Origin of the sequence: Blochmannia endosymbiont of Camponotus sp. (assembly GCF_023586365.1) — a bacterium.
Lineage (GTDB): Bacteria > Pseudomonadota > Gammaproteobacteria > Enterobacterales > Enterobacteriaceae > Blochmanniella.
In genome coordinates, this window is the sequence record NZ_CP097759.1 from 584,823 (window position 1) to 599,326 (window position 14,504).

12 protein-coding genes and 1 tRNA gene are annotated in these 14,504 nt (G+C 27.5%); 5 read left to right on the plus strand and 8 right to left on the minus strand.

Annotated elements, in window-relative coordinates; genetic code table 11:
- Window positions 1–99: 99 nt before the first annotated feature.
- Together murA and M9407_RS02475 are read right to left on the minus strand one after the other, a co-directional pair.
- On the minus strand, window positions 100–1,365 hold the full coding sequence (gene murA, locus M9407_RS02470; RefSeq protein WP_420022226.1) for a UDP-N-acetylglucosamine 1-carboxyvinyltransferase: 1,266 nt from the start codon (window positions 1,363–1,365) through the stop codon (window positions 100–102).
- Window positions 1,366–1,413: 48 nt separating this feature from the next.
- The gene (locus tag M9407_RS02475) at window positions 1,414–1,671 is read right to left on the minus strand and encodes a BolA family protein (protein WP_250235174.1); all 258 of its coding nucleotides are present in this window, start codon (window positions 1,669–1,671) and stop codon (window positions 1,414–1,416) included.
- Between the two features lie 2,659 nt (window positions 1,672–4,330).
- Between M9407_RS02475 and lptC the strand changes: the two genes are divergently transcribed.
- Genes lptC through lptB form a run of 3 tightly spaced genes read left to right on the plus strand, consistent with a single transcriptional unit; the run spans window position 4,331 to window position 6,191 of the window.
- The gene (gene lptC / locus M9407_RS02480) at window positions 4,331–4,933 is read left to right on the plus strand and encodes an LPS export ABC transporter periplasmic protein LptC (RefSeq protein WP_250237417.1); all 603 of its coding nucleotides are present in this window, start codon (window positions 4,331–4,333) and stop codon (window positions 4,931–4,933) included.
- Window positions 4,911–5,420, plus strand: a complete 510-nt coding sequence (lptA, locus tag M9407_RS02485) for a lipopolysaccharide transport periplasmic protein LptA (protein WP_284309677.1) — start codon at window positions 4,911–4,913, stop codon at window positions 5,418–5,420. The genes lptC and lptA overlap by 23 nt, the downstream gene beginning before the upstream one ends.
- A gap of 45 nt (window positions 5,421–5,465) precedes the next feature.
- Window positions 5,466–6,191: an LPS export ABC transporter ATP-binding protein gene (gene lptB, locus M9407_RS02490; protein ID WP_250236909.1), complete on the plus strand. Its 726-nt coding sequence runs from the start codon at window positions 5,466–5,468 to the stop codon at window positions 6,189–6,191.
- 757 nt (window positions 6,192–6,948) lie between these two features.
- Here the strand turns inward: lptB and M9407_RS02495 are convergent.
- The 4 genes from M9407_RS02495 to M9407_RS02510 form a co-directional block, all read right to left on the minus strand.
- Window positions 6,949–7,809, minus strand: coding sequence for a metal ABC transporter permease (locus tag M9407_RS02495; RefSeq protein WP_250236910.1), 861 nt, complete (start codon window positions 7,807–7,809; stop codon window positions 6,949–6,951).
- Between the two features lie 91 nt (window positions 7,810–7,900).
- On the minus strand, window positions 7,901–8,545 hold the full coding sequence (locus M9407_RS02500) for a metal ABC transporter ATP-binding protein (RefSeq protein ID WP_250236912.1): 645 nt from the start codon (window positions 8,543–8,545) through the stop codon (window positions 7,901–7,903).
- A 17-nt stretch (window positions 8,546–8,562) separates the two neighbouring features.
- Complete coding sequence (locus M9407_RS02505; RefSeq protein WP_250231623.1) at window positions 8,563–8,700, minus strand: hypothetical protein; 138 nt, start codon at window positions 8,698–8,700, stop codon at window positions 8,563–8,565.
- 323 nt (window positions 8,701–9,023) lie between these two features.
- Window positions 9,024–9,106: transfer RNA gene (locus M9407_RS02510), tRNA-Leu, on the minus strand.
- Between the two features lie 468 nt (window positions 9,107–9,574).
- On the opposite strand from M9407_RS02510, the gene M9407_RS02515 reads away from it, so the two are divergent.
- Complete coding sequence (locus M9407_RS02515; protein WP_250236913.1) at window positions 9,575–10,474, plus strand: LysR family transcriptional regulator; 900 nt, start codon at window positions 9,575–9,577, stop codon at window positions 10,472–10,474.
- 33 nt (window positions 10,475–10,507) lie between these two features.
- On the opposite strand, the gene lptG is transcribed toward M9407_RS02515, so the two are convergent.
- Together lptG and lptF are read right to left on the minus strand one after the other, a co-directional pair.
- Window positions 10,508–11,581, minus strand: coding sequence for an LPS export ABC transporter permease LptG (gene lptG / locus M9407_RS02520; protein ID WP_284309735.1), 1,074 nt, complete (start codon window positions 11,579–11,581; stop codon window positions 10,508–10,510).
- 5 nt (window positions 11,582–11,586) lie between these two features.
- Window positions 11,587–12,708: an LPS export ABC transporter permease LptF gene (gene lptF, locus M9407_RS02525; protein ID WP_250236915.1), complete on the minus strand. Its 1,122-nt coding sequence runs from the start codon at window positions 12,706–12,708 to the stop codon at window positions 11,587–11,589.
- A gap of 251 nt (window positions 12,709–12,959) precedes the next feature.
- On the opposite strand from lptF, the gene M9407_RS02530 reads away from it, so the two are divergent.
- Entirely contained in the window at window positions 12,960–14,465 is a 1,506-nt protein-coding gene (locus M9407_RS02530; RefSeq protein WP_250237418.1) for a leucyl aminopeptidase, read from the plus strand.
- Window positions 14,466–14,504 lie beyond the last annotated feature (39 nt).

Below are 14,504 nucleotides of genomic sequence, written 5' to 3' on the forward strand. Positions count from 1 at the left end.
CTATTTTAAACAACGACACAGATAAAAAATAATAATAAACCTATACCATACTTTATGAAATCATCATAATTAAAAATTGCTACACACCTGATAATAAGATTATTTATTAGTAACTCGTTGGATATGAGCTCCCATATTTTTTAACTTTTTCTCAATATGATCATATCCACGATCAATATGATAAACACAATCCACTATCGTCAATCCTTCAGCAATACAACCAGCTAATACTAAACTTGCAGAAGCCCGCAAGTCCGTTGCCATGACTTGAGTACCAATTAATGAATCGACACCATGGCAAACAATCATATTGTTTAATATTTTAACACGAGCTCCCATACGAACAAGTTCTGGTACGTGCATAAACCTATTTTCAAATATAGTTTCTATAATTTTTCCCGTTCCTTTGGAGACTATATTTAATAAAGTAAACTGTGCTTGCATATCAGTAGGAAACCCTGGATACGGCTTAGTGCATACAGTAATAGCTTTAGGCCTTTTCCCGTGCATATTTAAACCGATCCAATCTTTACCCGTATTAATATCAGCTCCAGATTCGCGTAATTTTTTTATCACAAAACGTAACGTATCCGGACGAGATCCCAAACATACTACATTTGTACGTGAAACAGCGGCAGCAACTAAAAAGGTACCAGTTTCAATGCGATCTGGCATGATTGAATACTTTCCCCCTCCTAATTTTTGAGCCCCTTCGATAGTGATTCTATTGCTTCCAGCTCCATTAATATTGGTTCCTAACATAATAAGAAAATTAGCAGTATCAACAATCTCTGGTTCACGAGCAGCATTGTCAATTATAGTAATTCCCTCTGCTAACGCAGCAGCACTCATGATAGTAACCGTGGCTCCAACGCTAATTTTATCCATGATAATATGAGCACCATGTAATCGTCCATTCACAGAAGCTGTAACATACTCCTCTTCTAAGATAATTGTTGCCCCTAACCGCTCTAAACCGTTAACATGTAAATCTACTGATCTTTTCCCAATTGAACATCCGCCAGGCAGCCAAATTTTACCTTCTCCAAACCGTGCTACTAATGGTCCTAATGCCCAAATGGAAGCGCGCATGGATTTAGCTAAATCATAAGATGCACAACACGTGTTAACACTGCTAGCATCTACAAAAACTACATCGCAATGATCCACTTTTGCTCCAAGTTGTGTTAACAATTTTATAGTCACATCAATATCTTTTAATTTAGGTACATTAAAAATTTCTACTGGTTCTTCAGTTAATAACGTAGCAAACAAAATTGGTAATGCAGAATTTTTAGCACCTGATATACTCACTTCACCACTTAAAGGAGTAGGACCATGAATATAAAATCTATCCACTGTCATGACCTGATATCAATTATTATAATTAATTCATATTAATTAAAAACTGCTTTATACGCCACATAATCTACGCTTTTTGTTCCATTCCTTAGGATTAAATGCTTGAATAGATATTGAATGAATTTCATTATTTAATATATACTTCATAAGAGGAGCATATATAATTTTATGCCGTTCTAATTCAGTCATACCATCATAAAAAATATGACTTATAGCAATAATTTGATAATTATCCTCGTACAAAGAAACATATGCTTCATCTAATGTCAAATCTTTTAATAAAATACTTTTAATATCATCCACGTTCATAATTTTCACCATTTAAACAATTATAATAACAGCGAAACGCAGAATTTTGTTCTCATAATTTTACGCCATACAATTATTATTCTATTGTCATTTTTATTTCCAAATATCAATCATTTATATTTCATGATGCATTAAAAAAATGAATTATTTAAACTATTATAAATAATATAATTTATTAATTAATTGCTGTTCTCACTCTTTTTACAAAATAAATTACAATATAAAATATTTATAAAATAACCCAACAAATATCAAGAAATTTCCGTTATTAAATAGAATATTTTTATATAATTACTATATATAAATAAATATAAAAACTCTATATTCCTAAAAAAAGAAGCGTACAACAACATCCTTGCAGCTATAAATAGCGAATAAATATATCTCAGAAATGAGATATCAGTATTTGGCGCTAAAATATTTATTTAAATATGAAAAATAAATAAGATCTAATTTTATTTTTAGCATAAATACTATAAACAACTATGCTTTTTTTAAAAAGCATACCATTATATCCATAGGATATAATATCCTACATTAAAAAGATTTCATTTTAATTTTTCATTCAATCATAATAACATATCTCAAGGAGATATATATTTATCTATATATAAATATATATATCAAAAATCAATTGTAATGCTGTTAATCAGAATAATTATGTTTAATTTACAATAAAAATAAAAATTAATTATTCATATAATCTATAAAATAACTAATCGACGCAAAAGTATTAACCTCTCTTAAATAGAGAGATATTGATGATCAGCAGACTCTATACAACTTAAAAAATTATTTTTTATTTATTACAAATATAAGGACTGTCCTATTTGTAATTGCCAAATACAAATACGCACATTCTTATGATTTCAATACCAAAACTTGAAAAATAATAAAAATTATGATTTGAATCATTTATTACTGTACCTATACAACCTTAAGATATGTATCGATTATTATTTAAATTCACGGTATTATTATTTGTCGCTAATTTAAACTAATATTAACTATATCTTAATAACTTTTTTATAAAAAAACAATATTCACATTTTGACATTGAAATCATATTAAATGTTATATTCAACAAATTAAATAAACATCAAATAAATAGCACTTTACTTATATTTTTATATACACTACATACAAGCAATCAACAACGATAATTAACAATTATCTCACAACATCTATCATAGCGATGTAATATCTTTAACTATTTTAAGATATTCGTATTCTTAATTATTAATATCGTCAAAATAATGATAATTACAACAAAAAATTTTAATGATTCTTTAATCATCATTATTGATTGAACAAATAATATTGAATAATGCAATTACTAATATTAATGTACTTTTATCTCTATAGTTAAATATACCTTAAATGAAAATTTTCTTTCAAAATTCAAATACCTTCTAATTTTCAATTTTTAATTTTATTAAAGATCAAATTCTTTTTTTGATTTTGAACAATCATAATAATAAGAATAATTTTTATTTAAATACACCCTAAATAAATACTTATTTTCAACAAATCACATAACGCTTATGTCTCTATTTATAATGACACTTGCAATTATTCCATCTATTCTATTTTTAATATCTATACTCTACAGACTAGACTGTAGTCATCATAAATAATAATTTAATTTTAAAAATAATTTTTTCCATAAAAACAAAAAATTAAAATACACACATCCATTTAATGAAATAAATTATAATACATAACTTACTTAATATTTTTACTGAAATATCAAACATTCATTAAGTAATCACAGATATTCTGTCTACCACATTAATGAATAAATCACAACAAGTCTTTAACATAAATAATCATTAAGAATGATAATAAATTAATCTTATATAAAGATTATACGTTCGTATGTTTAATGGTAAAATACTTTTTCACTGATCCATATTCTCATCTAGAAACATGATTATTTTTATGACACAAGTTATTGTGTCTATTATTTTCTATTAAAAAACCAAAATATTTTTAATAGAAAATAATATTATACGTATAACACTTCGTTAAAAATATATATCAAAAAATTGAAAATCTATTTTCTATGTGTAAATAATATTAGATTGAATTCTGATGTTCATTAAAAAATCTATTTAAAAAAATAAATTCAGGTATTTTATTTAATTGCCTATTAAACGATTGTAAATCTATGTAAATCAACAGTAATATATATTTATTTACATTAAAATGAATTAATTGACATAGCAATTAATTATGTTGAGCATATTCATGTATAATGAATACTATTCAAGCAAATTAAACTACAATACTTAACATACGCGATCTTGTTATAGATAAATACTTAAAAACACGCAATACTCCTCGGATATATATATCACCGAAACAAAATTATATAATATATATATCAGAAATATTAATATAAAAGTATTAATAACTGTACTGATAATTTATATCTCAACACAATTTCTTATACATTATCTTGCAAAAGATCATCTAAAAATATTTATTTATATATATCTTAAATATCTATTTATTTTAATATGTATTTCGTCAAAAAAAGTTAAAACTAACAATCACAACAATAATATTGATTCATAATCATCTCTCCAAAAATATCTTTTATTGTCTAAAAATAAAAAATATTAAATGACAATCATTAAATATGAGATCCCCCATAATGTTTTATGTAGCAAAATCACTGAAAAAAAATAAAAAATATACTTTTATTGCAATTTTATTGATATTGATAATAATCTTTCTATATTTTATTATGAGAAAATCATTAATCATGTGTAATGCATCATTACACTCATTAACTCAGAATGATATATGTACTCATCAAGGCAACGATGTAACAATTAATGTATATAATAAAACAGGACAACTTAAATTTAAATTGACAGCGCACTGCATTCAACGTTTTTCAAATCAAAGAATTACTTGGTTCATATATCCTAGCATTACAGCTTTTGACGATAACAATATCCCAACATGGAAAATTATAGCAAATCAAGCCAAACTAAGTTACGAAAAAACACTGCACCTATACGGATATGTGTATCTCAATAATTTAATACATGACGCATACTTTCAATCCATTATTACAAACCAAGCGACAATTAACTTAATAACTCAAGATATTATTTCAAACGAAAAAGTAATTATACATGGTCATTATTTTTATTCTGTTGGCATGAAAATGCATGCCAATTTACATACCCAAACAGCAAAATTAATTGATAGCGCACAAACTTGTTATGAAATCCAATGCATATGGTAAATACAAAATAATACTTACCTATATCAATATACTTTTAATATTTACATACTCTCACGCTTTAGCGCATAAAAAATCACAAATACTTCAAGTATATTCTGAATGTCAATCAATTAATATGTTGACTAATACAATAATTTTTACAGATCGAGTTATACTTAAATATAAAAATATTGATCTTTATGCAGATAAGATATTAATCTCTCATACAGAAGATACGCATCATCTATCCATGATAGAAGCGCATGGAAACCCTGTTACTTTAAATCAAACACAAAAAATGGGGAATACGATATTTGCTCAATCATCGATAATACATTACAATACCAGCGATGACACTATTACTCTGATTGGTAATGCTTACATAAAACAATCAGGAAACTCTATACAAAGTGATAAAATCATATACTCAATAAAAAACAAGCAAATAAAAGCCATTTCTAATCAAGGAAATAAAGTTATAACAATTTTATCAGAAAAATCTATCTGAAAATATATTTAATACACACTATATAATTAGTGATAGTTTAATTTTATGACAACACTGACTATAAAAAATCTATCCAAAATTTATAAAGGACGATATGTAGTGAAAAATATAAGCTTATATATAACTTCTGGAGAAATTGTTGGATTATTAGGCCCAAATGGATCTGGAAAGACTACAACATTTTATATGATATTAGGAATTGTTCAACACAATTCCGGTAGTATTTCAATTGGGGAAAAAGATATTAGCATGTTACCAATCTATCGTAGAGCTCGATTAGGGATAGGCTATTTGCCTCAAGAAAGCTCAATTTTTCGTCGATTAACTGTATTTGACAACTTAATGGCTATATTGCAAACTCAACGTAATCTCAATACAAAAAAACGTAATAAACTTATTATAGAATTAATGAATAATTTTCATATTAGTCATTTAAAAAACAATATTGGACAAACGTTGTCTGGAGGAGAACGAAAACGTGTAGAAATTGCACGAGCATTAGCCGCTAACCCTAAATTTATATTACTTGACGAGCCTTTTTCTGGAGTAGATCCAATTTCAATAACAGATATACAAAAAATTATTAAACAACTTAAAGCCCGCAAACTTGGAGTACTAATCACCGATCATAATGTACGAGAAACATTGCGTATATGTGAGCGAGCATATATAGTTAATCAAGGAAAATCAATTGCTCATGGATCTCCTAATGAAATATTAAATAATAAACACGTACAACAAGTATACTTAGGGAATGTATTTAATCTATAAAACATGATATATATATATGTAATAATTTAAAGTCAAACAATTTTAACAATTAAACACTCAAACACTATACCGAACAATTCAAAAAATAACTTGTGATATATATATTACAAATATCATGTAAATTAATCTATAAATCACCACATTTAACACTTCGCATCAAAGTGAATATGAAATTACTAATAACAGATACTTTATATATCATATAATAAAAATATGAACATCGTCAGCTAAATAATTAGCTCCACAGAAACAACTTTTAAACAGGCATATTATACTAATTTATAGTAATCAGTTAAAATAATTACAAATTGATAATATTTTAAGTATAAATACATTTATATTTTTAATAACTAATATTACTTTAACCAAAACAGCGATTTTGCTTATAAAGATAATCAAGAACAAGACATGAAGAATATTATCCACTATATATTCTTAATAAATTATTTTAATAATTTATTTTTATTTATATCTTATAATTATTCTAATTTCACTCAAAACTAATTATTGATATCATTATTCTGAACCTTCTTGAATCAATACTTAAATTTCCTTAGACTTTCCAGGTATTTATTTAAATGGAAATTAAGATATGTTGCTGTTATTGGTATAGCGTGTACAGATCAATGTTAATATATATTCTACAGGTATCATTATATATAACGCGATCATCTATATCCAAAATTATATCTTTAAAACACACCGAGTTCCTTGCCAGGTACAAAAAATAATTTAATTAAATAAACAGTAGAAATTTTTATTTTTTGTTATATACAGAAAATAAAATACCTTTATTCCTGCCAAACAACACCGAAATTAAAAAAATTACACTACCACAGAACACTATAGTCGGGCCTGCAGGCAAAAACATATAAAATGACCCAAGCAACCCGATCCACGAACAAAAAAAAGCAATAAATATTGATAACAATAACATATGTATTAAACTCTTAACCCAACACCGAGCTGATAACCCAGGTAACATCATTAAACCAACAGACATTAAAGTACCAGTCACTTGAAAACTTGCTACTAAATTCAACATAACTATTGATAAAAAAAATATTTGAATACATCTCGATGCTTCAACATTATTATCTCTTAAAAAATCTGGATCAAATGTTTCAATAATTAAAGCTCTGTAAAATAATGCGATAGTAAGTAAAGTTATAGTACTAATGATCCCAATACATTCTAAATTTAATAAATTTACAGATAAAATAGATCCAAATAACAAATCCAACAAATCTACATTAGGACCATGTAACGACATTAATATAACTCCAAATGCCAAAGATCCAAGATAAAGCCCAGCAAAACTAGCATCTTGTTGCAACAATGTTTTTTCGCTAATCCAACTAGATAATATCGCGACCATTAATCCAGAAATAAATCCCCCTATACTCATTATCATAAATGACATACCTGAAAAAAAATACCCTATCGCTACGCCCGGTAATATAGCATGAGATAACACATCTCCCACTAAACTCATACGCCTCAACATTAAAAAACTACCTATTGGCGTTATGCTAATAGATAATACACAACACGCAACTATAGCTCTTCGCATATATCCACAGTTAATAAAAGGATCAAATAACATATGAATCATCATACAAACCTTTTCCTTTTCTAAAATAAATATTTACATACACATAGGCCATATGTAATCAATTCACAATACCATAAAATTAATTTTTTTGCATTTATATGGATGGATTCCAAATACTACGAGAATAAGTTAATGACAATGTATTAGGAAAATATTCAGTTACGAATTCATGATTATGTAGTGCAGCAATCACAGTACATCCACGCCTACACAATAGATTTACAGCACGTATCATTATTTTGCAAGTATTTATATCAATTCCTTGAAATGGCTCATCAAGTAAAATTAATGATGCTTGCTGAGCCAATATTCTAGCAAATAACATACGTTGCACTTGCCCTCCTGACAAAGTTTCTATGTATTGATTTAATACATCTAACAATTTTACCTGATCTAAAGAACGCCAGATCACTGCTCTTTGATGTTGATTCAGTCTTTTTAATAAATTTATTCTCGGCCAACAACCCATAGATACCACGTCGAATACAGTTAATGGAAAATGGGGATCTATAGTTCTGTTCTGAGGTAAATAACCCATACGAGGTCTACCTTTTTTTCCAAATTCCAATCGACCGGAGACTGGAGGTAACAATCCAGCTAATGTTTTTAATAAAGTAGATTTTCCTATTCCGTTAGGCCCTATAATAGCAATCATGCTACCATATTTAATCCGACCACTTACGGATGGACTAACATTACGACCGTAGTAACCCGCTATTAAGTTATATAATGTCATCATCGTTTTACTTTGTATTATCATGGTAACAAAGAGGACCAAAAAATAGCAGCCCATGAACATAGCAATATACCCAGTACTATGAGCATACGAACCAAACCTGAAGCAAGAAACAATTTCATACCAATAGACAAACGTTGCTTAGAGTGATATGACAACAGTGAATTTCCTTAATAATTTAGTTATGTTATAACATAACATTCAATGAACACAACACCAACCACTTTCTTTCACTACTGAAAGCCAGGCTAACATATAATCCTTACAGATTTAATGAATTCGTATAAACATTTTAGATTTTTCATGCTAATACTTGCATAATTACTAAAATTATTAGATTATTACCAATATAAAACTTACTTTACAAGTATATAAAATTTGTTGTCACAACACGACATTATTGTTATCTGTTAAAAACAAAAAATTAAAATTCAATATTTGTTCATCTAAAATTATTTTTTATAATTACTTGATACAACACTGCCGAAGGCCGGACTCGAACCGGCACGCCATTAAGGTGATTGATTTTGAGTCAATTGCGTCTACCTATTTCGCCACTTCGGCAAAACATGACATATCTAACAAATCCATCTGATATAGAACTTGCAGTCACTAAAATTTATCAAATTTTACAAGAGAATTCAATATACAGAATCAATTTCTTCACAATCATTCAGTGCAAAGTATTAAATTTGTAAACATAATATAATTTTTCCATAAAATATAATTTTTAAAAAATATTAAAAAAAATTCACAAAACCATCTATAAACATTTCATTGTTGCAACATAAATAATGACTGAATGCATATTTAATATGCTACATTATAATAATAGTAATAACTTTTACTTATATCAACAATACCCGTCGCTGATGCTGCTTATGCTTACAAAAATACAATCATATTGTTGTGTGCTCGATTATATCTGTGATCAACGAACATATTATGCTTGATACATTTAATATATTTTACTCTTATATATTTATACATTATAATACAGGGTAAAATAAATATTACATGAAAATTTATTATATGAATAATTTTGATTTCAATCTACTAATAATCCTCAATGCACTACTCGAAGATAATAGTGTAAACCTAGCAGCAAAAAAATTGAATGTCACTGCTCCAGCTATTAGTAAATCCCTTAACAAAATACGCATTCTATTTAACGATCAAATTTTAGTTCGCAGTGGAACTAAATTAATCCCTACGCCTAAAGCAATCTCTCTAAAAGAAAATATTAAAGAGTTAGTGAACCGTATTGAATCAATATTTAACAGTAACGTAGTATTCGAACCTAAAATTACTACCATATCATTTATTATTGCATCGAATAACGCTATTCTCTTTATCCTTAATACCGTCTTATTTCAAGAAATAAAAGATAAAGCTCCCAATGCATTGATTCATTTAGTAAATGATTCAGACTACGATGATAATTTTTTGAGAAACCACACCATAGATTTATATATAGGAGAAATGCGCGCACTTAACCCAGAAATAACTATTCGAACTATCTACGTATCCAAATGTTGTATAATATCTCGGAACCATCATCCTATTTTATCTCAAACTAAAAATATGGACAATTTATTAAAATATCAATTCATTAAAACCAAACATGAGCAATTAACCAATTCCGATGAATGTAGTAAATATTTTTGGTCAGAACGCAACTTAATTGGTATTACTCCAGAATATATTACTACTATAAACGCTATAATTCATTCAGATGCATTGGCAATAATACCAGAATTTATATTAACAATGATACAGAAATTAAATATGCCAGTAACACATTTTAATACTGATTTTAACTTAGGAAAAAAAAGCATTATTCAAGCATGGCATTCTAAACATAATTACTCTTCCTCTCATAAATGGCTGAGAGAATTTACTAAAAACATATTTTTACGTAAAATAATATAAAAAAATTTATTAAAAATTTTTATGTTCACAAAATTATGAATATATCCGCATAATGATAACACTAATTACCAAAAATATTATACTAGGCGATATTGATCCAATTATTGGAGAAATACTGTGCATAGAACTTAGTATTCCAAATATTTGATTTAAAATATAAAATAAAAACCCCGCTATACTTCCTACGAATAATCTAACACCTATCTTTTTTTTATATAATGGCCCAAAAGTAAACGCTAACGCCATTATGATCATAACCGATTCAGAGATAGGGGATAATATTTTCTTCCAAAAAATCACTTGATAATATTTAGAATTTTGCCCAATTCTATTAAAATATTTAGCGCAATGATATAATTTAGAGATAGATAAAAAATTTGGATGAGTAATCATCATGGATAATCTATATGGAGTTAATTCAGTATTCCATTCAGAATGTGGTATTTTTTTATTAGCAACGGATATTTCTTGAGAAATATCCAATTCATTTACATTAATCAAATGCCATACTTTATTAACAAACACCGCCCGTTCGATATAATATATCTTTTTTAGCTTTTTTTCTTCGTTAAAATTATACAGCTTTACTCCTAATAATTCATTATGGGCTATTACATTCTCAACACAAACAAAATCATTGTTATCTATGAACCACAGATTTTTAATCTTTATAGAAAGCAAAGAAGCATCATGTTGTGATTGATTGCGATACATGCACATTATTTTTTCGCTATTAGGCACTACCCATTCATTAGAAATGATACTGCATAATAATACAGGAATAGAAGCTTTTATGACTGATAAAGTGATCTGTACTCTGCTAAATCCAGAGACCTGCATTGCTATAAATTCATTATGTACTTCAAGCATGCATAAACCTAAAAGACCGCCTAATAAAGTAGCTATGGGAAAAAATAATTCAAAATCTTTTGGCAAACTTAAAATCATGTAAATAATAACTTCAAAAACCGAATGATTTCCTTCTCCTATCTTACGCAGTTCATCAATCACTTTAATTACGCTAGATAAAGATAGTAGCACTAGAAACACCGTCGTTGTATTTGATATTACCATTTTTATAATGTAATAATTTAAAATGCTGTACATATACACTATATTTTTATGTGATGACGATAACACATTGTTAAAACTAATTTTTTGATATAAGAAGTATCCCATGAATTAAGCAATAAAACTATCGATAGATAAATACTATTAATAACCCACATCCATACTATAGGATTTATATTATCTAAAAGAACACAGGAACGTAGTAAAATATGAAAAATAAAAAAAATTATATATAAAAAAACTGTTACCAATAAATTTACTAAATAATTATATGAAACAACAGTGATTAATAACGTTGCGATCATCGGCATAAGAAAAATAGATACTAATAAAGTTAAACGCCAATGTAACTCTACGCGCATTTCTAATTTATCAGAACACCATAACTGATGCATAGACATATGATCAACGGACTCATTTTCTTTATACAATGTTTTAATAGTATTATTGATTAGCATTTGATATTGAGAAAAGTCAGTAATAAGCACATCCTTACACAACTCACATTTATTATAAATTTCATAATATGTGCCGTTTTCTAAAATAATTAATCGGGAACCATCAGGATTTCTACGAATACTGCCTTGATCTGAGGTAATAATTATAAACATATTGTTATCTTTGTCTGGATTTATTTTTGATAAAAACACGTTTTTTAATTTACTTCCCTGAATACTACCCGCAAATAAAATTAAATATTTGGTAACTAATGGTTGAAATTTTTTTTCTGACAAAACAACCAAATTAATGTTTTCCTTAATTTTATACAATAATCTACTTTGATAACTTGAGCAATAAGGAGATAACCACGCTATATTAATCATAGTGAATGTAGCAACGATCCAACTAAAAACAAACATACTTCTTAAAAAAATGTATTTATCTACAGCACAAGAATACATAGCTATAATTTCATTATGAGCATGTAATCGATAAAATGTTACCAATACGCTCAAAAACACGCTAAAGGGGATGAGTAATTTTCCTGATTCCGGCATACTTAATCCAAGACATAGAAAAATTAAATATATTGAAATATTGCTATCTATTACCAAACCCAGCATTCTGATCAATTTTTGACAAAAACACACTAAAAATAATAATGTTAGAATGATTAACTGATTTTTAAATATTTCTTTCAATATATATTTGGTAAATATCATTATTTTACCTAAAAAACTTGTTTTTAAATAAAAAATAAGTATCGTAATAGTAACAGATTGTAATATTGAAGAAATAATACATATCCGGTTTTTTTATAATGCAATAAAAATTATCATTATGTTATAAACCCAATACAATCTCACAGTGATATGTTTCAATATTTTACATAAAATATAAAAATGCGAATATTGTAACTGATTTATTTTTTAAATATTTCATTTTGATATATTTATATACAGGAAATATTATGATAAAATTTAGCGTTACTAGCGGACATCTAGAATTATATCCTGATAGTTGCATCGTTACTGGTATATTTGAAGAATTAAATTTATTTCCTTCGACAAAAAAAATTGATGACGTAAGCAAAGGATATATCAGTTCATTGTTGCGGCGTGGTGCATTGTACGGAAAAACCGCGCAAACGCTCTTATTATACGATGTACCTCATTTACATAATAGACAAATTTTATTAATTGGTTGCGGTAAGAAATCTGATTTTAATGAAAATTGTTATAGAAAATTAATTAGAAAAATAACAATATTATGTAAAGAGATACCTATAATTAAAATATTACTTTTTTTAAGCGAATTAAATATAAAAGGATACGATAATTATTGGAAAATAAGACAAACAATGGAAATCGTTCATGAAGAATTATATGTTTTTAATAGATTTAACAACAATAAAACTACACTAAATCAGTCACTAAATGAGATAACATTACATATACCTAATGAAAACGAATTAGGATCTTGCAAAAGATCTATTAGGGATGGATTATCTATCGTTCACGGAATAAAAATAGCTAAAGACCTGGGAAATATGCCCCCTAATTTTTGTACCCCTGATTATTTTGTAAATCAAACAAATGAATTATCTAATTGTGAGAACGTCACAATAAATATAATCAATGCTTCAGAAATGAAACAATTAGGCATGAATGCTTACTTAGCGGTAGGAAAAGGGTCTAATTACGCTCCCACAATGCCTATAATTAAATACAAAGGACATCCTGCAGGGTCTAATGTTCCTCCTATTGTATTTATAGGAAAAGGTTTAACCTTTGATTCTGGTGGGATTTCTATTAAAGAATCAAATAAAATGGATGAAATGAAATATGATATGTGCGGAGCTGCTGCAGTGTATGCAATTATGCATATAGCCATAGAGCTGAATTTACCATTAAATATTATCGGAATACTTGCTATGTGTGAAAATATGATAAGTAATACTTCATTTCGTCCAGGTGACATACTAACTACTTTATCAGGAAAAACCGTGGAGGTATTAAACACCGACGCTGAAGGTCGTTTGGTTCTATGTGATGTATTGACATACGCAGAACGTTATAAACCTGATGTTGTAATAGATATAGCTACATTAACTGGAGCTTGTGTTATTGCTTTAGGACATCATTTTAGCGGTTTAATGTCTAATAACAAAAATTTAGCTAACGAATTAATTCTAGCCGGACAACAATCCAGAGATTATGTTTGGAAATTACCATTAGATGAAGTGTTCCAAAAACAATTAAAATCTACATGTGCGGATATGACAAATGTTGGGGGTAGACCTGCCGGCGCTATTACAGCCGGGTGTTTTCTTCAACAGTTCGCTTATAAATATCGCTGGGCACATTTAGATATTGCTGGAACAGCATGGGTATCTGATTATTGTGATAAAAGCGCAACGGGGCGACCCGTTGCGCTTTTATCACAATATCTGATCAATAGATCATCCCATAAAATTTAAATTATTTTTATTAATCAGTATTAACTTTGTAACAAAATT

Excerpts from the sequence above, each read along its gene's own strand:
- lptG (WP_284309735.1), bottom strand. The coding sequence starts at position 11,581 with ATGTACAGCATTTTAAATTATTACATTATAAAAATGGTAATATCAAAT.
- M9407_RS02495 (WP_250236910.1), bottom strand. The coding sequence starts at position 7,809 with ATGATGATTCATATGTTATTTGATCCTTTTATTAACTGTGGATATATG.
- lptA (WP_284309677.1), top strand. The coding sequence starts at position 4,911 with ATGAAATCCAATGCATATGGTAAATACAAAATAATACTTACCTATATC.
- lptB (WP_250236909.1), top strand. The coding sequence starts at position 5,466 with ATGACAACACTGACTATAAAAAATCTATCCAAAATTTATAAAGGACGA.
- lptF (WP_250236915.1), bottom strand. The coding sequence starts at position 12,708 with ATGATATTTACCAAATATATATTGAAAGAAATATTTAAAAATCAGTTA.
- M9407_RS02500 (WP_250236912.1), bottom strand. The coding sequence starts at position 8,545 with ATGATGACATTATATAACTTAATAGCGGGTTACTACGGTCGTAATGTT.
- M9407_RS02515 (WP_250236913.1), top strand. The coding sequence starts at position 9,575 with ATGAATAATTTTGATTTCAATCTACTAATAATCCTCAATGCACTACTC.
- M9407_RS02475 (WP_250235174.1), bottom strand. The coding sequence starts at position 1,671 with ATGAACGTGGATGATATTAAAAGTATTTTATTAAAAGATTTGACATTA.
- murA (WP_420022226.1), bottom strand. The coding sequence starts at position 1,365 with ATGACAGTGGATAGATTTTATATTCATGGTCCTACTCCTTTAAGTGGT.
- lptC (WP_250237417.1), top strand. The coding sequence starts at position 4,331 with ATGTTTTATGTAGCAAAATCACTGAAAAAAAATAAAAAATATACTTTT.